At 60.6% G+C, this 23,211-nt stretch carries 20 protein-coding genes and 6 pseudogenes; 11 read left to right on the top strand and 15 right to left on the bottom strand.

From position 1 onward, the window contains the following. The 3 genes from P6U16_RS12505 to P6U16_RS12515 all read left to right on the top strand — a co-directional run bounded on the left by P6U16_RS12505 (window position 1) and on the right by P6U16_RS12515 (window position 1,945). Entirely contained in the window at window positions 1-420 is a 420-nt protein-coding gene (locus tag P6U16_RS12505; RefSeq protein ID WP_277700860.1) for an RNA-binding S4 domain-containing protein, read from the top strand. 203 nt (window positions 421-623) lie between these two features. Beyond that, entirely contained in the window at window positions 624-962 is a 339-nt protein-coding gene (gene fdxA, locus P6U16_RS12510; protein WP_277700861.1) for a ferredoxin FdxA, read from the top strand. A gap of 413 nt (window positions 963-1,375) precedes the next feature. Further along, window positions 1,376-1,945, top strand: coding sequence for a CarD family transcriptional regulator (locus P6U16_RS12515; protein WP_277700862.1), 570 nt, complete (start codon window positions 1,376-1,378; stop codon window positions 1,943-1,945). Window positions 1,946-2,121: 176 nt separating this feature from the next. Here the strand turns inward: P6U16_RS12515 and P6U16_RS28365 are convergent, their stop codons facing one another. The 5 genes and pseudogenes from P6U16_RS28365 to P6U16_RS12530 all read right to left on the bottom strand — a co-directional run bounded on the left by P6U16_RS28365 (window position 2,122) and on the right by P6U16_RS12530 (window position 6,958). Beyond that, entirely contained in the window at window positions 2,122-2,832 is a 711-nt protein-coding gene (locus P6U16_RS28365) for a hypothetical protein (protein WP_349017696.1), read from the bottom strand. Continuing rightward, window positions 2,771-3,445, bottom strand: a complete 675-nt coding sequence (locus P6U16_RS28370) for an EF-Tu/IF-2/RF-3 family GTPase (RefSeq protein ID WP_349017697.1) — start codon at window positions 3,443-3,445, stop codon at window positions 2,771-2,773. The genes P6U16_RS28365 and P6U16_RS28370 overlap by 62 nt, the downstream gene beginning before the upstream one ends. Then, a pseudogene (locus P6U16_RS28375) lies at window positions 3,431-3,981 on the bottom strand (GTP-binding protein); the annotation flags it as partial. The gene P6U16_RS28370 and the pseudogene P6U16_RS28375, both read right to left, overlap by 15 nt. Before the next feature lie 151 nt (window positions 3,982-4,132). Next, window positions 4,133-6,196 carry a M3 family metallopeptidase gene (locus P6U16_RS12525; RefSeq protein WP_277700863.1) on the bottom strand — a complete coding sequence of 688 codons (2,064 nt, stop codon included), beginning with the start codon at window positions 6,194-6,196 and terminating at the stop codon, window positions 4,133-4,135. 121 nt (window positions 6,197-6,317) lie between these two features. Beyond that, a pseudogene (locus P6U16_RS12530) lies at window positions 6,318-6,958 on the bottom strand (LysE family translocator). Between the two features lie 263 nt (window positions 6,959-7,221). Here P6U16_RS12530 and P6U16_RS12535 point away from each other — a divergent pair. Then, window positions 7,222-8,415, top strand: a complete 1,194-nt coding sequence (locus tag P6U16_RS12535) for a multidrug effflux MFS transporter (RefSeq protein WP_277700864.1) — start codon at window positions 7,222-7,224, stop codon at window positions 8,413-8,415. 88 nt (window positions 8,416-8,503) lie between these two features. Here P6U16_RS12535 and P6U16_RS12540 read toward each other — a convergent pair whose 3' ends face one another. Continuing rightward, window positions 8,504-9,724 (bottom strand): argininosuccinate synthase, encoded by a 1,221-nt coding sequence (locus P6U16_RS12540; RefSeq protein WP_277700865.1) that lies wholly within the window; start codon window positions 9,722-9,724, stop codon window positions 8,504-8,506. 256 nt (window positions 9,725-9,980) lie between these two features. Here P6U16_RS12540 and P6U16_RS12545 point away from each other — a divergent pair, with 256 nt between their 5' ends. The 3 genes from P6U16_RS12545 to P6U16_RS12555 all read left to right on the top strand — a co-directional run bounded on the left by P6U16_RS12545 (window position 9,981) and on the right by P6U16_RS12555 (window position 11,713). Then, entirely contained in the window at window positions 9,981-10,547 is a 567-nt protein-coding gene (locus P6U16_RS12545; protein ID WP_277700866.1) for a PAS domain S-box protein, read from the top strand. Then, on the top strand, window positions 10,544-10,960 hold the full coding sequence (locus tag P6U16_RS12550) for a GGDEF domain-containing protein (protein WP_277700867.1): 417 nt from the start codon (window positions 10,544-10,546) through the stop codon (window positions 10,958-10,960). Before P6U16_RS12545 ends, P6U16_RS12550 begins: the two co-directional genes overlap by 4 nt. 111 nt (window positions 10,961-11,071) lie before the next feature. Further along, complete coding sequence (locus P6U16_RS12555; RefSeq protein ID WP_277700868.1) at window positions 11,072-11,713, top strand: LysE family translocator; 642 nt, start codon at window positions 11,072-11,074, stop codon at window positions 11,711-11,713. A 46-nt stretch (window positions 11,714-11,759) separates the two neighbouring features. Here the strand turns inward: P6U16_RS12555 and rlmN are convergent, their stop codons facing one another. Together rlmN and P6U16_RS12565 are read right to left on the bottom strand one after the other, a co-directional pair. Further along, on the bottom strand, window positions 11,760-12,995 hold the full coding sequence (gene rlmN / locus P6U16_RS12560) for a 23S rRNA (adenine(2503)-C(2))-methyltransferase RlmN (RefSeq protein WP_277700869.1): 1,236 nt from the start codon (window positions 12,993-12,995) through the stop codon (window positions 11,760-11,762). A 263-nt stretch (window positions 12,996-13,258) separates the two neighbouring features. Next, window positions 13,259-13,762 carry an invasion associated locus B family protein gene (locus tag P6U16_RS12565; protein WP_277700870.1) on the bottom strand — a complete coding sequence of 168 codons (504 nt, stop codon included), beginning with the start codon at window positions 13,760-13,762 and terminating at the stop codon, window positions 13,259-13,261. A gap of 454 nt (window positions 13,763-14,216) precedes the next feature. Here P6U16_RS12565 and P6U16_RS12570 point away from each other — a divergent pair. Then, a pseudogene (locus P6U16_RS12570) lies at window positions 14,217-14,785 on the top strand (sigma-70 family RNA polymerase sigma factor). Window positions 14,786-14,792: 7 nt separating this feature from the next. Here P6U16_RS12570 and P6U16_RS12575 read toward each other — a convergent pair. Both P6U16_RS12575 and P6U16_RS12580 read right to left on the bottom strand, forming a co-directional pair. Beyond that, window positions 14,793-15,169 (bottom strand): annotated as a pseudogene (locus tag P6U16_RS12575) (YkvA family protein). 86 nt (window positions 15,170-15,255) lie between these two features. Beyond that, complete coding sequence (locus P6U16_RS12580; protein ID WP_277700871.1) at window positions 15,256-15,573, bottom strand: 4a-hydroxytetrahydrobiopterin dehydratase; 318 nt, start codon at window positions 15,571-15,573, stop codon at window positions 15,256-15,258. Between the two features lie 108 nt (window positions 15,574-15,681). Here P6U16_RS12580 and P6U16_RS12585 point away from each other — a divergent pair, with 108 nt between their 5' ends. Beyond that, on the top strand, window positions 15,682-16,152 hold the full coding sequence (locus P6U16_RS12585; protein WP_277703835.1) for a low molecular weight protein-tyrosine-phosphatase: 471 nt from the start codon (window positions 15,682-15,684) through the stop codon (window positions 16,150-16,152). Here P6U16_RS12585 and thpR read toward each other — a convergent pair. Together thpR and P6U16_RS12595 are read right to left on the bottom strand one after the other, a co-directional pair. Further along, window positions 16,089-16,679 (bottom strand): RNA 2',3'-cyclic phosphodiesterase, encoded by a 591-nt coding sequence (thpR, locus tag P6U16_RS12590; protein ID WP_277700872.1) that lies wholly within the window; start codon window positions 16,677-16,679, stop codon window positions 16,089-16,091. The genes P6U16_RS12585 and thpR overlap by 64 nt on opposite strands. Window positions 16,680-16,841: 162 nt before the next feature. Then, window positions 16,842-17,486, bottom strand: coding sequence for an arylesterase (locus tag P6U16_RS12595; RefSeq protein WP_277700873.1), 645 nt, complete (start codon window positions 17,484-17,486; stop codon window positions 16,842-16,844). Between the two features lie 86 nt (window positions 17,487-17,572). Here P6U16_RS12595 and P6U16_RS12600 point away from each other — a divergent pair, with 86 nt between their 5' ends. After that, window positions 17,573-18,301, top strand: a complete 729-nt coding sequence (locus tag P6U16_RS12600; RefSeq protein ID WP_277700874.1) for an ABC transporter ATP-binding protein — start codon at window positions 17,573-17,575, stop codon at window positions 18,299-18,301. Here P6U16_RS12600 and P6U16_RS12605 read toward each other — a convergent pair. Next, window positions 18,274-18,465 carry a hypothetical protein gene (locus tag P6U16_RS12605; protein WP_277704024.1) on the bottom strand — a complete coding sequence of 64 codons (192 nt, stop codon included), beginning with the start codon at window positions 18,463-18,465 and terminating at the stop codon, window positions 18,274-18,276. The two genes, P6U16_RS12600 and P6U16_RS12605, sit on opposite strands and share 28 nt — an antisense overlap. Here P6U16_RS12605 and P6U16_RS12610 point away from each other — a divergent pair. Then, window positions 18,376-20,863: pseudogene (locus P6U16_RS12610) on the top strand (ABC transporter permease). The gene P6U16_RS12605 and the pseudogene P6U16_RS12610 overlap by 90 nt on opposite strands. 15 nt (window positions 20,864-20,878) lie before the next feature. On the opposite strand, the pseudogene P6U16_RS12615 reads toward P6U16_RS12610, so the two are convergent. Further along, window positions 20,879-22,130: pseudogene (locus P6U16_RS12615) on the bottom strand (glycerate kinase). Between the two features lie 37 nt (window positions 22,131-22,167). Next, entirely contained in the window at window positions 22,168-23,178 is a 1,011-nt protein-coding gene (locus P6U16_RS12620) for a LacI family DNA-binding transcriptional regulator (protein WP_277700875.1), read from the bottom strand. Between the last annotated feature and the right edge of the window lie 33 nt (window positions 23,179-23,211).

The following is a 23,211-nucleotide window of genomic DNA, read 5'->3' on the forward strand; positions in this document are numbered from 1 at the left end:
ATGAGTGAACAGCAGCCACAGTCCCTGCCGGTGTCTCGCCAGCGTCTGGACAAGTGGCTGTTCTTTGCCCGGCTTTTGAAATCCCGCTCGCTCGCCCAGAAGGCGATCGAGGCGGGCCATATTTCCGTCAATGACACGCGCATCAAGCAGCCCGCCCATGCAATCAAGGCCGGCGACACGATCGTCGTTTCGCTGGACCGTCGCGATCTGATCGTCCGGGTTCTTCTGCCGGGAAACCGCCGCGGCCCGTATGAGGAAGCGCGGCTGCTCTATGAGGACCTGACGCCGGCGCCGGTTTCCCGCGAAGAGCGCACCGCGTTCGAGCAGGCGACGCGGGAGCGTGGCAGCGGGCGTCCGACAAAGAAGGAGCGTCGCGAAGTCGATCGGCTGATATCCGGGCCGGACTGGCGCGAGGATTAGAAAACTCTCCCTCCGACGGCGATTTTTGCGCATGAATTATTCTTGCAAAGGCTCTTTAAAGCCTTTACCTCACAGATCAACCACGCTGGCATGGTGCGTCGTTCCCGACAGCCACAGGATGGACATCAAAGTGATGTGCGGACTGCGGGCATCACTCTTGATTGCCGCCTGCCATCAAATGTGAAAAATTGCTGGAGTACTTCATGACGTATGTCGTGACCGACAACTGCATTCGCTGCAAATATACCGACTGCGTCGAAGTGTGCCCGGTGGACTGCTTCTATGAGGGCGAAAACTTTCTCGTCATTCATCCGGACGAGTGCATCGACTGTGGCGTCTGCGAGCCGGAATGTCCGGCTGGCGCGATCAAGCCGGATACGGAGCCGGGCCTTGATAAGTGGCTGACGGTCAATGCCGAATATGCGGTAAAATGGCCGAATATCACCATCAAGCGTGATGCCATGCCCGAAGCCAAGGAACTGGACGGTGAAGAAGGCAAGTTTGAAAAATACTTCTCGCCGGAGCCCGGACAGGGCGACTGAGGTCGGCGCGCGCCGTCTCAAGTGCGATGCAGCAATCCTTGACGAGGATTGTAAAAACGAGGAAATCCGGCAAGACCCGGCTTAACCATGTCCATGACGGACGGGTTGGGCGCTTCTGCGATGTAAAGCAAATTATTGATTTCCGCAGTTTTTTATGATAGGGTCATAAAACTGATCCAAATCGTGGCACGCATGTGTGCCCGAAAACCACCACGAAAGCAAACATCTCCCACGGCGCGGCTCACTCAAAACACGCAACGTCAGTTGCTTTATTGTGATCGCCCCGAAAAGACCCGTTTGCGTTCCACTGGCTGGATTGGCATGGAGTCACCCGACGGTGTCCCCGTCTATCCCGGGCCTGACTGACCCGGCCCCGGCCCCGCCGGGAGCGTAACAGGGAGTTTTTGAAACGAATGACGACCCAGCAGAAAAAATCTTCAACACGCCATGGATTCAAGACCGGTGAATCGATCGTTTACCCGGCGCATGGTGTTGGACAAATCGTTGCGATTGAAGAACAGGAAGTGGCAGGCATGACGCTTGAGCTTTTTGTCATCGATTTCGAAAAGGACAAGATGCGTCTCAAGGTGCCGGTTGCCAAGGCCGTGACCATCGGCATGCGCAAGCTGTCCGAGACCGACTTCGTCGAACGCGCACTCAAGGTCATACAGGGCCGTGCCCGCGTGAAGCGCACCATGTGGTCGCGTCGCGCCCAGGAATATGATGCCAAGATCAATTCCGGCGACCTGATCTCGATCGCTGAAGTCGTCCGCGACCTCTATCGTGCTGAAAACCAGCCGGAGCAGTCCTATTCCGAACGCCAGCTCTACGAAGCTGCCCTTGATCGCATGGCGCGTGAGATCGCAGCCGTGAACAAGATGTCGGAAACGGAAGCTGTCCGTCTCGTCGAAGCCAACCTGAGCAAGGGTCCGAAGCGCGGCAAGGCCGTCGAAGAAGACGAAAGCCAGGACGAAGCCGCGTAAGCTCTCAAGCCACGCAGCGTCAATCAAAAGCCCTGTCAGCGATGACGGGGCTTTTTTGTGTCTGGTAGGTGGAATGTCTCAGCTCTGCAGGGCGCCTGCGCACAGCCGCCAAAAATAAAAAGGGCGCCGCGGTCGTAACCGCTGCGCCCTTGTCTTTATTCTGTCTTTGCGGCTGCTTATGCAGCGCCGCGGGACTTTTCGAAACGCTTGCGGTCGTTCGAGTCGAGATACATCTTGCGCAGGCGGATATTCTTCGGCGTCACTTCGACCAGTTCGTCGTCCTGGATCCAGGACAGCGCGCGGTCGAGCGTCATGCGGATCGGCGGCGTCAGCTTGACGGCTTCGTCCTTGCCGGAGGCGCGCATGTTGGTGAGCTTCTTGCCCTTGAGAACGTTGACTTCAAGGTCGTTGTCGCGCGTGTGGATGCCGATGATCATGCCGGCATAGACCTTTTCGCCGACGTCGATGATCATCGGGCCGCGGTCTTCCAGGTTGAACATGGCATAGGCCACGGATTCGCCGGCATCGTTGGAGAGCAGAACGCCCTGAACACGGCCGCCGATATCGCCCTTGTAAGGCTGATATTCGTGGAACAGGCGGTTCATGATCGCCGTGCCGCGCGTGTCGGTCATCAGTTCCGACTGGTAGCCGATCAGGCCGCGGGTCGGGGCAAAGAACTTCAGGCGAACGCGGTTGCCGCCGGACGGACGCAGCTCGGCCATTTCGGCCTTGCGCTCGGACATCTTCTGAACGACGACGCCGGAATATTCCTCATCGACGTCGATGACGACTTCTTCGACCGGCTCCAGCATATCGCCGGTTGCTTCATCCTTGTGCATGACGACGCGCGGACGCGAGACGGCGAGTTCGAAGCCTTCGCGACGCATGGTTTCGATCAGAACAGCCAGCTGCAATTCGCCGCGGCCTGAGACGTAGAACGAGATCCTTGCCTTCGGCTTCTTCGATCTTCAGCGCAACGTTGCCTTCGGCTTCCTTCAGCAGGCGGTCACGAATGACGCGGCTGGTAACCTTGTCGCCTTCGGTGCCGGCAAGCGGCGAGTCATTGACGATGAACGACATGGTGACGGTCGGCGGGTCGATCGGCTGGGCATGCAGCGCTTCGGTGACCGAAGGATCGCAGAACGTATCGGCGACCGTGCCCTTGGAGAGGCCGGCGATGGCGACGATGTCACCCGCATGCGCTTCATCGATCGGTGTGCGCTCGATGCCGCGGAAGGCGAGGATCTTGGAGATACGGCCGTTCTCGATCAGCTTGCCGTCCTGGCCAAGAACCTTGACGGCCTGGTTCGGCTTGATCGAGCCGGAATGGATGCGTCCGGTGATGATGCGGCCGAGGAAGGGGTTGGCTTCCAGGATCGTGCCGATCATGCGGAAGGCGCCGTCTTCGTCGCCGACGCTCGGCTCCGGAACATGCTTGAGAACGAGGTCGAGAAGCGGCGCGAGGCCCTCTTCCTTCGGACCTTCCGGATTGACGTTCATCCAGCCGTTGCGGCCCGAACCGTAGAGGATCGGGAAATCGAGCTGTTCGTCGGTCGCGTCGAGGTTGGCGAAGAGGTCGAAGACTTCGTTGATGACTTCTTCGTGGCGGCCATCGGGACGGTCGATCTTGTTGATCGCGACGATCGGGCGAAGGCCGACCTTCAGCGCCTTGGAAACCACGAACTTGGTCTGCGGCATCGGGCCTTCCGAGCTATCGACCAGAACGATCGCGCCATCGACCATAGACAGGATACGTTCGACTTCACCACCGAAGTCGGCGTGGCCAGGGTATCGACGATGTTGATGCGGACGCCCTTCCACTCGATCGAGGTCGCCTTGGCAAGAATGGTGATGCCGCGCTCTTTTTCGAGATCGTTGCTGTCCATCATGCGCTCGGTCGTGCGCTGGTTGTCGCGGAACGAACCCGACTGCTTCAGAAGTTCGTCAACAAGCGTGGTCTTGCCATGGTCAACGTGTGCGATGATCGCGATGTTGCGCATTTTCATATGTAAATACTCGGAGGTTTCGGGGTGCATCTTGCGCACGCCACATCTTCAATTGCCGGGCTCATACAGGTTTTTTGCATTTGCGAAAGGGGCAGGCCGCAAAGTCTTGCAGCCTGCCGCCATGTTTTAAAAACCTTCATATATCCGCGGTTGCCCAGGCGTCTTTCGGGCTATCGATGGCTCAGGCAGCGAGCCCCTTTTTCGCCAGCATGGCATCCGGGCTTGGCAGCTTGCCGCGGAAGGCCTTGTAGGCATCTTCGGGATCGATGGCGCCACCGATCGAATAGATGTTGTCCTTCAAGCGCTTTGCCATCGCGCTGTCAAAGGCGTCGCCGGTCTCCTCGAAGGCGGCGAAGGCATCCGCGTCGAGTACCTCCGACCACATGTAGGAATAGTATCCGGCCGAATAACCATCGCCGGAAAACACATGCTGGAAATGCGGTGTTGCGTGGCGCATGACGATCGAAGCCGGCATGCCGATCTTGTCCAGCACCTCGGCCTGCACCGCCATCGGGTCCGCCACCGCATCCCGCGTATGGAAGGCCATGTCGACCAGTGCCGAAGAGGTGAACTCGACCGTGTTGAAACCGGAATTGAAGGTGCGCGCCGAAAGCACCTTGTCGAGCAGCGCCTGCGGCATCGGCTCGCCGGTCTGTTCGTGCACGGCATATTTTTTCAGAATCGCCGGCACGGTCAGCCAGTGTTCGTAAAGCTGCGACGGCAGTTCGACGAAATCGCGCGAGACGCTGGTTCCGGAAACGGAGGGATAGTTGACGTTCGACAGCATGCCGTGCAGCGCGTGGCCGAATTCGTGGAAGAGCGTGCGCGCATCGTCCAGTGATAGCAGCGCCGGCTTGCCGGCGGCAGGCTTGGCGAAGTTGCAGACATTGTAGATGATCGGAATTTCACCCTTCACACCGTTCTTCAGAAGCAGCTTGTGCTGTGACTGGAAGGCGCTCATCCAGGCGCCGGAGCGCTTCGAGGCGCGGGCGAAATAGTCGCCCAGAAACAGCGCGACAAGTTTTCCGTCTGCATCGCGAATGTCGAAGACGCGCACATCCGGGTGATAGCCGGCGACGCCCTTCTTCTCGGTGGCGGTAATGCCGAACAGCCGCTGCGCGACATCGAAGCAGGCATCGATGATCTTTTCCAGCTGCAGATAGGGCTTCAGTTCGCTTTCGGAGAAATTGAAGCGTTCCGAGCGCAGCTTCTCCGCATAATGCCGCCAGTCCCAGGGCATGACTTCATGGTTCTTGCCTTCGGCCGCAATCAGCTTCGCGAGGTCAGCTTCTTCTTCGCGGGCCCGGACAACCGCCTTTTCCCAGACCTGCGTCAGAAGGCCGTTCACGGCGTCGGCGGTTTTCGCCATGGTGTTGTCGAGCTTGAGCGCGGCATAGTGTTCATAGCCCAGCAGCTTTGCCTTCTCGGCTCTGAGCGCCAGCGTCTCGCGGATGGTTTCGCGATTGTCGGTTTCGCCACTATTGGCGCCGCGCGCTGTCCAGGCGCGGAACGCCTGCTCGCGCAGGTCGCGTCTTTCGGAAAAGGTCAGGAACGGCTCGATGATCGAGCGCGACAGGGTGACGGCATATTTGCCTTCCTCGCCGCGGTCGCGGGCGGCCGACGCCATGGCATCCTTCAGAAACTCCGGAAGACCTGCAAGCTCGTCGCCGCCGGTCAGGATCAGCGCCCAGCTCTTTTCATCCGCCAGCACGTTCTGGCCGAATTTTGCGCCGAGGCTGGCCAGTGTTTCGTTGATCGCGGCAAGCCGTTCCTGCTCGGCCTTCGGCAGTTTGGCGCCGGATTTGACGAAGCCTTTCCAGTGCCGTTCCAGGACGCGCGTGGCTTCGAGATCGAGCCCCAGCGTTTGGCGATTTTCCCAGAGCGTGTCGATGCGCGCGAAAAGGGCTGTATTCATGCCGATCTTCGAATAGTGACGCGACATTTTCGGCGCGATCTCGCGCTCCAGCGATTGGATTGTGTCATTGGTATGGGCGCCGGCCTTGTTCCAGAACAGCGCGGAAACGCGCGACAGGCTGTCGCCGGCGATTTCCAGCGCCACGACGGTGTTTTCGAAGGTCGGCGCATCTGGATTGTTGGCGATGGCCTCGATCTCGGCTTCATGATCGGCGAGCGCGACATCGAAGGCCGGGCCGAAATCCGTATCGTTGACAGCCTCGAAACGCGGCAGGCCGTCCGGGCCGTTCCATTCCGTCAGGGCCGGGTTGAGCGGGGTGCTGGTGGTCATTGCAATCTTCCTTCGTCTATTCTGTCACGCGCATTGCAGCGCGGGCGATGCCGTTGTCGACGGCGAATGTGGAGACCTCAAGGTCGTCTCGGGTTTGCTGTTTTCAAGTCGTTCCGGTTTTTCAGGGTTTGCGCAGACCCAGCAGTCCGGGGGCCGCATGCCAGATCGCCTGCACCGCAAAACCGATGAAGAGAAGGCCGGACAGCCGCACGATCGCCAGTTCGTGACGACGATAGAACCGCCGCACGATCGGCGCGCCGATGATGAAGATCAGGATCAGGTCGGCGGCAACGAAGCCGAAGAAGGAGACCGCAAGCAGCATCGGTAGCGCGTCAAATTCCAGGGCATTGGCAGAGCCGGCGAGCAGCGCCGTGAAAGTTGCCAGCGCCACCGGATAGCCCTTGGGATTGGTCAACCCGAAGATCAGCCCGCGGCGATAGGGACGCTCAACGACCAGCAGCGGCTGGTTTTCGCCGCGCGGCTTCGCGTTCAAAGCCGTCCAGCCGATCCAGGCGAGGTAGAGCCCGCAGAACAGGCCCAGAATGTCGAAAATCGTGCTGCCGATGGATTTCGCTCCGACAATCGCGACGAGGGCGAGTGCCGACCACAGCACGTCGCCGGCCAGATGCCCGCCCATGAACATCGCGCCGGCCTTGCGCCCCTGACCGGCGCCGATGCCAAGAAGGGCGAGGAAGGCCGGGCCGGGAATGAGAACGTAAAAAGGGCCGCCAGAAAGGCGCCGACGAGCAGGGTCTGCGACATGCAATCTCCTTGAAACAGATTGCCATTCGATCCTGCCCGCATGATTCCGTCAAGCCACAGGCACGATCTTGCTGGCGCCAAATCGAAGGAAGAGGCTCTTTGAGCACCGGTCGCCTTGCATTGCCGTCGAATGGATGAGCTGATAATTGTCCGGCGGGCACGAGCCGCCCGCCTGCCAAGATTTGCGCGCTGGGCGGCTCGTTTTGCGCCTCAACCTGCAAAACAGGATCGTCGCTCGGACGACACTGAGAAGGGAGCGACCCATGGCGGACCGCATGACCGAACGGCGCACCAGCATGCTGGGTGCGCTTCTGGCGACACTCGGGCCAATCTCAATGTCGCTCTATACCCCGGCCATGCCGCAGCTTGTTGAAGCCTTCGGCACGACGGAATCGGCGATCAAGCTGACGCTGTCGTTTTACTTTGCCGGGTTCGCCTTCGCCCAGCTTCTGGCCGGGCCGCTGTCAGATGCCTTCGGACGACGTGTGGCGACCTTGTCTTTCCTCGCGATTTACCTGGCCGGCAGCCTGCTTGCCGCCTATGCGCCAAGCGTCGACTGGCTTCTGGCCGGACGGCTGATCCAGGGCATAGGCGCCTCCGTCGGGATCACGGTCGCGCGCGCCATCGTGCGCGACCAGTTTGTCGGCGAGGAAGCCTCGCGGATCATGAACCTGATCGGCATCATGCTGGCGATCGGCCCGGCCATCGCGCCAACGCTTGGCGGCCTGACGCTTGCCGCCTTCGGTTGGCAGTCGGTGTTCTTCCTGATGGTCGTCTTCGGCCTTCTCTCCTGCCTGACGATGATCGTCTTTCTGAAGGAAACGACGGTGCCGGAGCCTCACCGGGCACGTCCCGGGCCGGTCATGGCTGCCTATCGCACGCTTGCGTCCGACAGCCGATTTCTGGCGAGCGCCATGGTCATGGCGGGGGCCGTGGGCGCGCTCTATGCGCAGTCGACCATGCTGCCCTTCATCCTGATCCAGAAAGTCGGCCTGACGCCGACCCAATTCGGCATGGGCATGCCGATGCAGTCGGGCGCCTATTTCTCAGGCTCCATCGCGCTGCGTTTCTTCATGCGGCGCTTCAGTGGTGAGCAGGCGGTTCGCCTGGGCCTGCTTCTCATCGGCCTCGGCAGCCTGATGATCGTGCTGTCCGTCGTCTTGCTCGAGCCGCGTTTCCTGTCGATCATGATGCCGGTCTCGTTCTACACGTTGGGGATCGCCTTCGTCACGCCGCAGATGACCACGGCCGCGATGTTTCCGTTTCCGCATATCGCCGGTTCCGCCTCTGCGCTGATGGGCTTCATCCAGATGGGCGCCGGGTTCGCGGCAGGCGTCGTTGCAGCCGTTCTCGGCATGCCGGTCCTCGCCTTCGGCACCGTCATCCCGATCATGGGCGCGATGTCGATAGCTGGCTATTTATGGTTCCTTTGGGCATGCCGCGTAAAGACTGCCTGAAGCGTCACTAGACCTTTTGAATAATCATGAAAAAGCCCGCGACGAAGACGCCGCGGGCTCACAGACATGCTTTTCAAGAAAAACAGTATTACTTGCGGTTGCGGGCCGCCAGCGTGCGCAGGCGCAGCGCGTTGAGCTTGATAAACCCTGCGGCGTCCTTCTGGTCGTAGGCGCCCTGGTCGTCCTCGAAGGTCACTAGCTGATCGGAATAGAGCGACTTGTCGCTCGACCGTCCCGTAACCATGACATTGCCCTTGTAGAGCTTCAAAGTCACTTCGCCCTCGACATGCTCCTGGCTCTTGTCGATCAGCGCCTGCAGCATTTCGCGCTCGGGCGAGAACCAGAAGCCGTAATAGATCAGCTCGGCGTAGCGCGGCATGATGTCGTCCTTGAGGTGGGCTGCACCCCGGTCGAGCGTGATCGATTCAATGGCGCGGTGGGCGGTGAGCAGGATCGTGCCGCCGGGGGTCTCGTAGATGCCGCGCGACTTCATGCCGACGAAGCGGTTCTCGACCAGATCGAGACGACCGATGCCGTTGTCACGGCCAAGCGCATTGAGGGCGGTCAGGATCGAGGCCGGGCTCATTTCCCTGCCGTCGATCGAGACGGCATCACCCTTGCGGAAGCCGATCGTAACGGTGGTCGCGACGTCAGGCGCTTCTTCCGGCGAAATCGTGCGCATGTAGACGTAGTTCGGGGCCTCGACGGCCGGGTCCTCGAGAACCTTGCCCTCGGAGGACGAGTGCAGCAGGTTGGCGTCAACGGAGAAAGGCGCTTCGCCCTTCTTGTCCTTGGCAACCGGGATCTGGTGCTTTTCGGCAAATTCGAGCAGGTCCGTGCGGCTCTTGAACGACCAGTCGCGCCAGGGGGCGATGATCTTGATATCGGGGTTGAGCGCATAGGCCGAAAGCTCGAAGCGAACCTGGTCGTTGCCCTTGCCGGTCGCGCCGTGGGCGATGGCATCAGCGCCGGTTTCTCGGGCGATGTCGATCAGGTGCTTGGAGATCAGAGGGCGGGCGATCGAGGTGCCGAGCAGGTAGACGCCTTCATAGACGGCGTTGGCGCGGAACATTGGGAACACGAAATCCTTGACGAACTCCTCGCGCACATCGCGGATAAAGATATCCTTGATGCCCATCATCTCGGCCTTCTTGCGGGCCGGCTCCAATTCTTCCCCCTGGCCGAGATCGGCGGTGAAGGTGACGACTTCGGCGCCGAGTTCTGTCTGGAGCCATTTCAGGATGATCGAGGTGTCGAGGCCGCCGGAATAGGCGAGGACGACTTTCTTCACTTGCTTCTGCGATGTCATGGGCTTGATGTCCGTCTGGTCTTTGTGCGGCACGGTCTGTGCCGCATGGAAAATTTCGCGGCACTTTTAGCCAGATTATGCGTTCGTGCAAGACGCAGAGGCCGTTGCCGCGCCTGGTGCTGCACAAAGATGCGCCGCGGATAGCGAATTCCGCGCGCAAGAGCCGTGTCTCGTTCGAATTGAACCTGCGGCTTCAAGAGCATTTAAACAATTGCCCTTTACCGTACAGTGTCAGGTGAGTGCTGCAGGAAACGAAATGGACGACGTCGACATAGTTCCTCATGAGGTCCTGGCCTCCATGCTGATGCGGATGTTCGAATTCGCACCTGTCGCCATGTCCATCACCACCAGCGATATGCAGACGTCGAGCTATGCAAAGGTCAATGACGCCTATCTGCGGCTCACCGGTTTGAAATGGGAAAACATCCGAGGCCGCAAGCTCATCTCGGAAGGTGCTGCAATCGACAGTCCCGCCCGCAACCGGCGTCACCGCATGCTGGCCGAGGAGGGCTCCTATGAACTCGAGGAAGTCGAGATCGCCCATGTCGACGGGACGATCATCCCGACGCTGATCTCGGCGCAGCGCACGGTGGTCAACGGCGTCTCCTTCGATGTCGAAATTCTGATCGACGTGTCGGCGCGTGTCCGCCAGCAACGCGAGATCGAGAACGCGCTGAAGGCTTCGGCCCGCACAGACGTTCTGTCCGGCCTGCCCAACCGGGCCTGTTTCGACGAGGTTGTCGCCGAGGCTGTTGTGCATATGGACGAGACGGAAAAAGGCTGGCGCTCGCCTTCATCGATCTCAACGGCTTCAAGGCCGTGAATGATACGATGGGTCACGCCGCGGGCGATGAGGTATTGCGGGTCATTGCCAGCCGTCTGCGCGAAAGTTTCCGTGCAACGGACTTCATCGCGCGCATCGGCGGCGACGAATTCGTCGTGTTGCTGGAGCTTGATCCGATGCTGGTGCCGAACCTGCAGCACAGTTTGCAGGAAACCATGGAGCGGATCTTCAAGCCGATCCCGGTCGATGGGCATGTGACCTATACCGGTGCTGCCGTCGGAGTTACCTTCCTGCAGGCAGACGACACAGCCGCTTCCTTCGTCAAACGGGCGGACGACTACATGTACGTCGCCAAGACCACCGAGCAGCGGGTTGCCATTGTCTGCTTCGGCCAGGTCGTCGAAAAGCCACTCGTTAAGGTTCGGCATAATCGGCGCGGCACGCAGCGGTAATCACCGGACTTGGATTCACGAAAATTGTTGTGCTGTGAAAAAAACGCCGAGCCGAATTGGTTGCTGCGTGTTATCGACACGGAACGATCGAGTTTCGCGAAAGAACATCCCATGGACTTCCTGCCAAGCCTGCCGACGCTTCTGGCTTTCACCGCAGCAACCCTGCTGCTCGCCGCCACGCCGGGCCCGGACATGACGCTTTCGATCAGCCGCGCCTTGTCTCAGGGCAAGGCCGCCGCGATGTACGTCGTTGTTGGCACAAGTCTCGGCTGCCTTGTTCATACTCTGCTGGTCGCCTTCGGTGTCTCCGCCCTTATCACCGCATCACCGACGGCATTTCTTGTGTTGAAGACCGGCGGCGCCGCCTATCTCTTCTGGCTTGCAATCCAGGCCATCCGTTTCGGCTCCACCCTGTCGGTGAAAAAGGTCGATGATTCCGGCGCCTCGCCCCTGTCAAATATTTCGACCGGCTTCGGCGTCAATCTGCTCAATCCCAAGGTCATCATCTTCTTCATGACCTTCCTGCCGCAATTCGTCACGGCCCATGACCCGAACGTCACGGCCAAACTTTTGTTCTTCGGCATCTTCTTCATTTTCGCCGCCATGCCGGTCAACATCGCCGTCATCCTGACGGCCGATTGGCTTTCCGCCTGGCTGCAGCGCAAGAAGAGCGTGATGCGGGCGATCGACTACACCTTCGCTGGCGTCTTCTCGATCTTTGCGGTGAAGATCCTGTTCACGCAGACGCGCTGAAGCACGGCCGGAGGCCGTCCCAAGGTCTGATCCATGTTCGCCAGGTTCAGTCGTCTTCGCCGTGATTTGCGATCATCAGCGCTTCGAGCGCCATGCGATCGACCTTGCGCATGCGTTCGCTGTCGGATTTCAGCTGACCGCAGGCGGCGAGAATATCGCGGCCGCGCGGGGTGCGGATCGGTGAGGCGTAGCCGGCCGCATTGATGAAGTCGGCAAACTTTTCGATCTGCTCCCATTTCGAACACTGGTAGTTCGTGCCCGGCCAGGGATTGAACGGGATGAGGTTGATCTTCGCCGGAATACCCTTCAAGAGCCGCACCAGTTCCTTGGCGTCTTCGAGGCTGTCATTGACGCCTTCGAGCATCACATATTCGAAGGTGATGCGGCGGGCATTCGAGACGCCGGGATAGTTGCGGCAGGCGTCGAGCAGGTCCTTCAGCGGATATTTCTTGTTGATCGGCACGAGCATGTCGCGCAGGTCGTCCTTCACCGCATGCAGCGAGATTGCCAGCATGACGCCGATCTCCTCGCCGGTACGAAAGATTTCAGGCACGATGCCGGAGGTCGAAAGCGTGACCCGGCGGCGCGACAGCGACAGGCCGTCGCCATCGGTCGCGATCAGAAGTGCTGTCTTGACGTTCTCGAAATTGTAGAGCGGCTCGCCCATGCCCATCATCACCATATTGGTGACCTTGCGGCCCTCATTGGGAACGATCGCGCCGGCCGGCGTGTCGCGGTCGGGAAAGTCGCCCAGCCGATCGCGCGCGAGCAGCAGCTGCGAGAGGATTTCCTCCGCCGTCAGGTTGCGGACCAGCTTCTGGGTGCCGGTGTGGCAGAACGAACAGGTGAGTGTGCAGCCGACCTGGCTGGAGACACAGAGCGTGCCGCGGCCTTCTTCGGGAATATAGACCGTCTCGATTTCGACCGGACGGCCGGCGCCGCGCGGCGGAAAGCGCATCAGCCACTTGCGCGTGCCGTCATTGGAGATCTGCTCCTCGACGATTTCCGGCCGGGCGATGGTGAAATGCCGCTTGAGCATTTCGCGCAGGTCCTTGGAAACATTGGTCATATGGTCGAAATCGGAGACGCCGCGGACATACAGCCAGTGCCAGAGCTGGCTGACCCGCATCTTCACCTGTTTCTGCGGCACGCCGGCGCCGGCCAGAGCCTGCCCCAGATCCTCGCGCGACAGGCCGATCAGTGACGGCATTTCCGGGGCCGGGCCTGTACGGATCGGTGCCTTGACCGGACGGTCCAGATTGAGTGCTTCAGTCGCGGCCATGTCTGCCATTTCCCATTCTGCAACGCCAAGGCCCGTCAAGCGTATTGCCTGCAGTCCGTCGCGTAAAATGCTGAGATCAGTGTTCGTTTGCCGCGCATCGGGATCGTCAACGGATCCGCGCAGCCATCATTGGACGGGCCTTTAGCACGCTTTTTGCCAATCGTCACCCTCCCGGCCTTCAGGGCAGATCTGCAATTTGCAAATGCCTTAACGGCCAAAGGCCGGACAAGCCGGCCTTTGCGAGTCGGTCAAGCGAGGTTGCCTTACTTGCAGGTTTCGATCTGCTTCAGGGCAGCCGAAATGCCTGATAGGGAATAGGAGTAGGCGGTCGGCGTGCCCTTGCGCGATTTTGCCGCGACAGACATGGCCTTGCCGCTCTTCATGGCCGCGACCAGCGCCGGCTCTTCGGCAGCGTTCTCGACCCAGGCCGAATTGCCCTTGGTGAACAGCGTGAAGGACCGTTCGTCGATCTTGACGACGACCTTGGAATTTTCCTGTAGCGGATAGCCCATCATCGCCTGCGGCTCGTAGGAGATATTCTGGCCCGGGCGCTGCGAGACCAGGAAGAAGATGTCGCCGTGATCGACATTGGCCGGGCTCTTTTCCTTTGGTACCGACAGCACATAGCAAACCTTGCCGGCGCCGGCCGTATAGGAATAGGCACCCCAGGCATTGAACTGCTGGATTCGGGTTGGCGACTGGGCCGAGGCCACGCTGGCAAAAGAAAGCACGATTGCGAGAGCGGTGGTGAGCTTTGTTACAAACATAATGTCCTGCCGGTTTCTTAGCTGCCACGTCCGATCCTGGATATGGGCCGGGTACGCATGGTCACGATTTGATTGATTTTGACTTAATTCAGGTTACCAAACCGTCAACAATCCTGAATTTCCTTCATACCCGGTTCATTGCGAAACACATACGACAGAACCGTACCGAGATTTCAAGGTCGGCACAATGTTACCGGCGAGCCTTGCCCGTTCGTCCGGTCGCGTGTCCGGTTTGAATTTGCCCCGTAAAGAACGTTGCCCGCAGTCCGATTTCGCGGCCTGCTTGTCACCCCATGCCCCTTGTGCCGGGTTTCCTCCATCGTGTGATGGAATACCGATACAAGGCAACGTTTTATGTCACAAAGAATCAGGCAAGAGTTTGACGTTTCGCAAAAGCGTTGTACCTGTGGTGCAAATATAGAAAAGACGGACTGAGGGAGGCCGGCAGAGCGGAATGGATGTTGATGCAAAACAGCATTTCGCCAATCTTGCGGTCTCCGTCGCGGAAAAGCGTGACCAGACGGCTTTTGCAGCCCTTTTCGATTTCTTTGCGCCGCGACTGAAATCCTTCCTGATGCGCCAGAATATGCCGGCGATGGAGGCCGAGGAACTGGCGCAGGAAGTCATGGTGGTGCTGTGGCAAAAGGCGCATCTTTACGACCCCGCCAAATCCTCGCTATCCACCTGGCTGTTTCGGATCGCCCGCAACCGCCGCATCGATGCGGCCCGGCGTCAGCGCAACCGGACGCTGGACGAAACCGATCCCTCTCTGATGCCTGCGGCCCCGCAGCACCCGATGCGCTGGTCGAAAACAGCGACCGCGAGCAGTTCGTGCGCGTTGCGTTGGAAAAACTGCCCGAGGAGCAGATCGCGCTAATCCGCATGGCCTTCTTCTTCGGTCAATCGCATTCGGAGATTTCGGCCGCCACGGGCATTCCGCTGGGCACTGTGAAATCGCGCATCCGGCTCGCCTTCGGCAAACTCAAGAAACTGCTCGAGGAAGACGGCGTCGATAGCGCTTGAGGAGAGGCTACTCGTCCGGTCTGGATTCCAGCGCCTCGTCGGCGCGAACATAGTGATCTTCCTTGATCTGGCCGCTGATTGCCGCAAAGGCTGCCGTCAGCACTGCGATGTCGTCGGAAAAGCCGACCATGGCCAGCATGTCCGGAAGGAAATCGAACGGCATCACGAAATAGGCGAGCGCGCCCAGAAGGATGCCGCGTGTCCGCAGCGGCGTCGTCGGATCCATGGCACAATAATAGGCTGCAACGAGATCGCGGCTGAACGGGACCTGCCGCATCGCGCGCTTCAGCGTCGGCCAGAACCGCCGGCGAACTTTTTGGCGCGGGCTTCCTGTTCGCTCTGTTCGCCGGGCAGGAGTATTTCGCCGATCTTGACGTCGTCCATCTTGTCCCTTTCCTCTGTCATCGGAAACATATGGTGCCGTTATCAGGCAATTCAAATGCCGGTTCCATGCTGCCTGCGGATAGAGGTTACTTGATGTGATCGGGCATGCGCCCGGCGGCGGCCTTGTCCATTCTGGCCGCCAGCTTGAAATCCAGTTCCGTCAGGCCTTTGGCGTCATGCGTGGTTAGCGTCACGTCCACCTTGTTGTAGACATTGAACCATTCCGGGTGGTGGTTGAGTTTTTCAGCAGCCAGCGCGCTTTCCGTCATGAAGCCGAAGGCCTCGACGAAGCTCTTGAAACGAAAGGTTTTCCAGATAGACAGTCCGTCTTCCGCCAGTACCCAGCCCTCCATGCCATGGAGATGCTCCTTGATGGTGGTGACGTCGAGTTTTTCCTGTTTCATGATATTCCCCTTCTCGTGACCGGTCTTGCGATGGCGCGGCGAATGTTTCAGGGTCAGAACGCCGGCGCTGCCGATAGGTTCGATATTCTTTTCAACACGCTGGATAGCATGAAACCGATGCGCATTCTCTTCGTTTGTCTGGGCAATATCTGCCGTTCGCCTCTGGCTGAAGGGATATTGCAGCAGCAGGCGGCGGAAGCCGGGCTGGAAATTATAGTCGATTCTGCCGGGACGGGTGGCTGGCATGTCGGCGATGCGCCGGACCCGCGATCAATCGCCGTTGCCGCGCGCCACGGTATCGATATCAGCGGGCAGCGCTGCAGACGCGTGACCCCTGAGGATTTCGGAAATTTCGATCTGATCTTCGGCATGGATCGCCGCAATGTCGACCATCTGCGCGCGCTGGCGCCGGATGCAGCACAAATGCGAATCCACCTGTTTCTCGACTATGCGCTTGGCACCGCCACCGATGTGCCGGACCCGTACTACGAAAGCGAGGATGGCTTCGAAACGGTCTACAGAATGCTCTCCGCCGGGTGTTCGTCGCTCATCGGCAGGCTCGACGAGCGTTTCTCGTAGAGCGGAAAAATCTCTTCCGTCAGATAGGGGCCGCCGCCCACGGAATCGCGTGACGAGAGCAGCACGAAGCGCGAGACGGTGAAAGGATTGGTGTGGAAGTTGCCACGCCCGCCAAGATAGCTGACGACGTCATCGACACGGGACGAGCGCAACCGCGCCAGCGACACATGCGGGGTGAACTTACGCGGGTCGGCGGGCAGGCCGAGCCTCTGGCAGATGCGTTCGATCTCCGCCTGCAGCGCATACATTTCCGGCGGGTTGCTGACGCCGGCAAAAACCGAGTGCGGCTTCTTCGATCCGAATGCGCCCATGCCGGTGAGTTGAAGCTGGAATTCGGGGCGTTCGATCCGGTCCAGCCGATCGACGATCTCGTCTGCGGTGCGGTTATCGACATCGCCGATGAAGCGAAGCGTGATGTGGTAGTTTTCCACATCGATCCAACGGGCACCGGGAAGACCACCACGCAACAATGAAAGGCTCATCGCGGCATTACGCGGAATCTCGAGGGCGGTGAAAAGTCTCGGCATGACGAGCTCCCCGAATCTCTTTCAGACGTCTCAGCGAAACATGCCGATCATCTGTAAGCAACTGTTATTTAGCACCTGCAATATTTGGCGCGCATCCTGTTAACAACTTCTGAACGGTCACCGCGCGGTCTGTCGATTCGCGCAAGCCGCAACATCCGCCGATCAGCCGCCCGCGGAAAGACGCCCGATAAACCGTTCTGCAACCGGCAGAAATTTTTCGACCATGACGCCAATGCCCTTGCCGTTCGGGTGCATGCCGTCTTCGAGCTTGAGCGTTGCGTCGTCGATGACTCCATCGAGAAAGAATGGATAGAGCTCCAGCCCGTGGGTCTTGGCGAGTTCTGCATAGATCGGGTTGAAGCGGTCGGCATAGTCGCCGCCCATGTTCGGCGGCGCGAAGATGCCGATCAGCAGCACCGGGATACTGCGCGCCTTGAGCTTGGACAGCATGGCGTCGAGGTTCTTGCGACTGTCCTCCGGCGGGATGCCGCGCAGCGCGTCATTGGCGCCCAGTTCGAGGATCACGCCCTTGGTGCCATCAGGCACCGACCAGTCGATCCGTGCCAAGCCACCCGAGGTCGTGTCGCCGGACACACCGGCATTGGCGATCGTCACGTCGAGCCCCTTTTCGCGCAGGGCTTTCTCCAATCGCGCGGGAAAGGCATCTTCCGGCGGAAGCTGGTAACCGGCCATCAGGCTGTCGCCGAAGCCGACAAGACTGATCGTTTCCGCACGGGATGCCACGGGCGTTGAGAGAAAGATGGACGCCAACACCAACAAAAATGCCCTGAAACCTTTTAATCGCATGATGTCGTCCCTAAATCCGTTCCCATCCGCCCGTCGTAACAGTCAGGCTGGCATTTTTCATACTTTCACATATAGGGCGGTTTCCTTTGGTAAAAACCATGATCGAACTGAAAAATGCGGATCTGACGCTCGGGCAGGCTGCAGCCTCGGTGCATGTTCTCAAGGGGATGAGCCTCTCCATCGGTACCGGCGAATCCGTTGGCATTGTCGGGCCGTCTGGGTCCGGCAAGTCGACGCTTCTCATGGTGCTGGCCGGCCTGGAGCGGCTGGACAGCGGCGAGATCACCATTGCTGGCACCCCTTTGCACGGATTGAGCGAGGATCGGGTGGCGGAATTCCGCGGCCGCAATATCGGCATCGTGTTCCAGTCCTTTCATCTCATTCCCAATATGACGGCGCTCGAAAACGTCGCGGTGCCGCTTGAGCTTGCCAATGTCAGGAATGCCTTTGAAATCGCCCGCCAAGAACTTGTCTCCGTCGGCCTCGGCGAGCGCCTGTCGCATTATCCCGGCCAGCTGTCCGGCGGCGAGCAGCAGCGCGTGGCGATTGCCCGCTCGCTTGCGCCATCGCCAAAGCTCCTGATCGCCGATGAGCCGACCGGCAATCTCGATGCCGAGACCGGCCGGCAGATCGCCGATCTGATTTTTTCGAAACAGGCCGAGCGCGATATGACGCTCATTCTCGTTACCCATGATGCGAGCCTGGCGGCGCGCTGCTCGCGCCAGGTGCGCGTGCGCTCCGGTGAGATCGTCGATGATGGTTCGGTGCCGATGAAGGATGCAGGCGCTCACCGCAGCGCGGTCGTGACCGCATGAGGATCGCTGCCGATATCATTCCGCAACGCTTTGGCGCGTCGATCGCTCTCGCTTTCCGACTGGCATTGCGGGAGATGCGTGGCGGCCTCAAGGGCTTCTACATCTTCCTCGCCTGCATCGCGCTCGGCACCGCCGCCATTGCCGGCGTCAACTCGCTGTCGCAATCGATCACCGGCTCGATCGCCAGCCAGGGCAGGAGCTTCTGGCCGGCGATATCCGGTTCCAGCTCAACAACCGCGTCGCGACCGACGAGGAAACGACCTTTCTCGATGGCACGGGTTCGCTCTCCATGTCATCGTCGCTGCGGTCGATGGCGCGCTTGCCGGATGGTTCCAATCAGGCGCTGGTCGAACTCAAGGCTGTCGATGGCGCCTATCCGCTTTATGGCACGCTGCAAAGCGAGCCCGCCGGGCCGCTTTCGGCCAGTCTTGCCAAGGACGGCGACCGGTTCGGCGGTCTGGCCGCACCCTCCTGCTGGAACGACTCGGCATCAAGGTCGGCGACGAACTCATGCTGGGCACCGCGAAAATCCGCGTCACCGGCACGATCCTGCGTGAACCGGATGCGCTGTCGGAAGGTTTCGGCTTTGCACCGCGGCTGATGATCTCGGAGGACGCGCTGGCCGCGTCGGGGCTAGTCCAGCAAGGCAGTCTGGTGCAGCATGTCTACAAGGCCCGCGTCGATAACCCCGCAAGCCTGCCCCTGATCCGCAAGGAGGCCGAGGACCGCTTTCCGTCGGCCGGCTGGTCGATCCGAACCTCGGAGAATGCAGCCCCTGCGCTGACGGCCAACATCACCCGGTTTTCGCAGTTCCTGACGCTTGTCGGCCTGACCGCGCTGATTGTCGGTGGCGTCGGCGTCGCCAATGCCGTGCGCGCTTTCCTCGATTCCAAGCGTGGCGTCATCGCGACCTTCAAATGCCTCGGTGCGCCTGCTTCCGTCGTCGCGATGATCTACCTGTTCCAGATCCTGTTCATCGCGCTGATCGGCATTGTCATCGGTCTCATTGTCGGCGCCCTCATTCCGTTTGTCGCGGCCCAGTTCCTGGCCGGCATCCTGCCCGTGTCGACCGGTTTCGAATTCTTCCCGTCGGCGCTCGGCATGGCTTCGCTGTTCGGCGTGCTGACGGCGCTGGCCTTCGCCATCCTGCCGCTTGGCCGCGCCCGCGATGTTCCCGCGACCGCGCTGTTTCGCGAGCAGGGTTTCGAGCGTGCGCGATGGCCGGCCTGGCCCTATATCGCCGGAGCAGCCCTTTGCCTTGCGGCGCTCGCCGGCCTTGCCATCTTCACGGCCTATGACCGCTATATCTCCATGGTCTTCCTTGGTGCCATCGCTTTCGCCTTCGTGGTCCTGCGCGGCGTATCCGTGCTTGTCTCGGCGATTGCTCGGCGGGCGCCACGGGTCAAATCCCCGGCGCTGCGGCTGGCAATCGGCAACATCCACCGTCCGGGTGCATTGACACCCTCTGTCGTTCTTTCGCTCGGGCTTGGTCTCGCGCTGCTGGTCACGCTGGCGTTGATCGACGGCAATCTGCGGCGGGAACTGACCGGAAACCTGCCGGAGCGGGCGCCGAACTTCTTCTTCGTCGATATCCAGGGCACCGAGATCGAGGGTTTCCGTTCCGTGCTGCAGATGGCATTGCCACAGGGCAAGATCATCGAGGTGCCGATGCTGCGCGGCCGCATCCTTGCCTTCAACGGGCAGGATATCAGCAAGATGACCGTGCCGCCGGGCGGCCAATGGGTGCTGCGCGGCGACCGCGGCATCACCTATGCCAAAAACATTCCGGAAAACTCGACCCTGACGGAAGGCGAGTGGTGGAGCGCCGACTATACCGGTGAACCCTTGGTGTCCTTTTCCGAGGAGGAGGCTGGCGAACTCGGCCTGAAGATCGGCGACACCGTCACCGTCAACGTGCTTGGCCGCAACATCACGGCGAAGATCGCCAATTTCCGCACCGTCGAGTGGGAATCGCTGTCGATCAATTTCGTCATGGTGTTTTCGCCCAACACATTCGCCGGCGCTCCCCATGCCTGGCTTGCCACTGTTATCGACCCCACGGCAACGGCGGAGCAGGAGGCGGCTGCGCTGAAGGCGATCACCAACGCCTACCCGACCATCACCAGCGTGCGCGTCAAGGACGCGCTCGACATCATCAACGAACTGGTCGGTCAGCTGGCGACCGCCATCCGTGCGGCAGCAGCCGTTGCGCTGGTTGCGTCCGTTCTGGTGCTGGCCGGGGCGCTCGCAGCCGGCAACCGGGCGCGCATTCACGATGCCGTCGTCCTGAAGACGCTCGGTGCAACGCGCGCCACGCTGATCCGGGCTTTCTCCTACGAATATGCCATTCTCGGCCTGTCGACGGCGATCTTTGCTCTTTTTGCCGGTGGCGTGTCGGCCTGGTTCGTCGTCAGCCGGATCATGACGCTGCCATCATCCTTCCTGCCTGACGTTGCGGGCCTCACGGTGGTGATCGCCCTGGCAATGACCGTCGGCATCGGCTTGATCGGAACCTGGCGGGTTCTCGGCCAGAAGGCCGCTCCGGTGCTGCGCGAACTCTAGGGTCTGGCGTTCTTGTCAAAGAATCAGGATCGCCCTGAAGTCATTGACGTTCGTCCCTGTCGGTCCGCAGACAAACAGATCGTCCACGGCGTCGAAGGCAGACCAGGCGTCGTTGTTGGCCAGATTCGCGTCTGCCCGGACACCGGCGGCCAGCATGCGGCCGATGCTTGTTCCATCGGCGAATGCCCCGGCATTGTCCTCGCTGCCATCGATACCGTCCGTGTCGGCGGCCAGCGCGTGAATGCGCGTCGAGCCTGAAATCTGTGTGGCGAAGGACAGGAGGAACTCCGTGTTTCGGCCGCCCTTTCCTTTTCCCCGGACGGTCACGGTGGTTTCCCCGCCGGAAAGCAGCACCACGGGTGTCTGAAATGGCCGGCCGCGGCGCTCCACTTCGCGGGCAATCGCCGCATGGAAGCTGCCAGCTTCGCGTGCCTCGCCCTCCAGCGCGTCCGACAGGATTACAGCTTGCACGCCCTGCGCTTCCGCCACGGCCGCTGCCGCTTCCAGCGAGACATTTGCTGAGGCGATCAGGTGAACGTGGTGGCCGGAAAATTCCGGGTCTTCCGGTGATGGAGCGCGCGCCGCGGTCTCGATGTGGCGGATGATCTTCGCCGGCAGGCCGATGCGATAGGTCTCGATCGCCCTCAAAGCGTCCCGCGCATCGCCCTCACTCGGTATGGTCGGCCCGGAGGAAACCAGCGCCGGATTGTCGCCCGGTATGTCGGAAACGACGAAGGTCACGACTTGTGCCGGATGGGCTGCCGCGGCAAGACGTCCGCCCTTGATCCGGGAGAAATGCTTGCGGATGAGGTTCATCGCCGAAATCGGCGCACCGGATTTCAGCAGGGCCTCGTTGAGCAGGATTTCGTCGGAGAGTTCAAAACCTTCCGGTGGTGCCGGCAGGAGCGCCGATCCGCCGCCGCACATCAGCGCAATCACAAGGTCGTCCTCGGTCAGATCGCGCGCAAGTTCGAGTAGTCTGGCGGAGGCCGCGAGCCCGGCCTCATCCGGCACGGGGTGAGACGCTTCCATAACCTCGATCTGCGCGCAGGGGTGGCGTAGCCGTACCGCGTGACGACAGCGCCCTCGAGTTCCCCGGCCAGGCGTCCTCGAGCGCGCGAGCAAGCTGTGCGGCACCCTTGCCTGCGCCGATGACGATCGTCCGCCCCTTCGGCACGGCGGGCAGAAACTTACGAATACCCTGATCGGGCTTTGCCGCCTCGACAGCTGCATTGAAAAGCGTGGTCAGAAGATCTCTGGGCGTCATTTTTTATCCCTCCCGGACAGTTCAATCGATGTTCGTTTCATCGCGATGCCGCTGCGGTGCTGCCGCGCAGGACCAGACGAAGCGGGAGTTCCCGGACCCGCATGTGCAGGCGCTGGGCGGGTGTCGCCAGCAGATACTGAGCCGCCAGCGTGCCCATTTCCTTAGCCGGCACATCGACGGTGGTCAGCTCCGGGCTCGTCAGCTCGCCGATTTCGAGATTGTCGAAGCCGAGGACCGAAACCGTGCCCGGCACGGCGATATTCTCTTCCCGGCAATATTTGAGCGCGCCGGCGGCAACGATATCGCTGCCGCAAAAGACGGCGGTTGGCGGATTGTCCGCGCCCATCAACTGCTGCATCCCCAACCGGCCACCGTCGACCCTGTAGGCGGATTCGATGATGCTGAGTGGAGTGATGCCGTTCTCGCGCAGTTCCGCAACGAAACCGTCCCGGCGCGCAATGGCCCGGTCGTTGTTATCGGTTATCCCGCCGAGCATGGCGATCCTGTTGTGGCCGAGATCGAGCAGGTAGCGCGCGGCCATACGCCCGGCCTTGTCGTTGTCGAACCCGACTGCCGCGCCGATCTCCGTCGCAGCGGCGGTGTAAGTGAAGACATAGGCGATGTTGCGCTGTTCGAGCAGCGCGATGGTTTCGGGACGGTGGGCAGCACCGACCAGCACGATGGCATCGACGCCGCGCTCGACGAGCAGCCTGACCTGATCATATTCCAGGTCGATGTCGAAGGCCGAAGTGCCAATGATCAGCGACACGCCTTTTTCCGAAAGACCTGACTGTAGACTGTTCATCATGGCGGCATAGATGGCGTGATCCAGCGTCGGGATGACGGCGCCTGCAAGGCGCGACTTGGTGGAGCGCAGGCTTCGGGCCGAGCCGTTCGGAACATAGGCCAAATCCATCGCCGCCTGCAGCACCCTTTCGCGGATACGGATATCGACGTTCGGATTGTCGTTCAGCACACGCGAGACGGTCGCCGGAGAGCAGCCTGCTCTCCGCGCCACATCGACAAGCTTGGTGTCCGATACGTCCAATGTGCTGCCTCTGAAAACTGTGAAATCGTTTTC

The sequence above is a fragment of the Rhizobium sp. 32-5/1 genome (assembly GCF_029537235.1).
GTDB lineage: Bacteria > Pseudomonadota > Alphaproteobacteria > Rhizobiales > Rhizobiaceae > Pararhizobium.